The 394-nt window shown below is 64.7% G+C and carries 1 protein-coding gene; it reads right to left on the bottom strand.

What is annotated here, in order from left to right; genetic code table 11:
- Positions 1-394, bottom strand: a 394-nt coding sequence (locus tag XH79_RS06775; RefSeq protein ID WP_442869921.1) for an IS30 family transposase, incomplete at both ends; no start/stop codon positions are given.

Here is a 394-nt window from a genome sequence, read left to right as displayed (position 1 = left end):
GGGTGTTGTTGTAGGCGGCGACGAGCCGGCGGAAACGGTGGCTTGTCAGGGCGGCAAGATCGGTTTTGCGGGGGATGAAGCGCCGCATCCGGCCGATGGCATTCTCGATGCCGCCCTTCTGCCAAGGCGAGTGAGGGTCGCAGAAGAAGGTCTCGATCGAGAGGCGGTGCAGGGCCAGGTGTTGAGCGAACTCGGTGCCATTGTCGAAGGTGACGGTCTGGCGCAAGCTCTCCGGCAGGTCCGCGAACAAGCGCACGAGATGGCGCGCGATGCCGCGGGCGACCTTGCTGGCGAGACGAATGCCGAGCAGCAGGCGCGAGGTGCGCTCATGCACGGTCAGCACGGCCTGACCGTATTTTGAGAACATCATCAGGTCGGCTTCCCAATGGCCGGG

The sequence above is a fragment of the Bradyrhizobium sp. CCBAU 45389 genome, assembly GCF_028128625.1.
GTDB lineage: Bacteria > Pseudomonadota > Alphaproteobacteria > Rhizobiales > Xanthobacteraceae > Bradyrhizobium > Bradyrhizobium liaoningense_B.
This window is presented reverse-complemented; position numbering and strand designations above follow the sequence as displayed.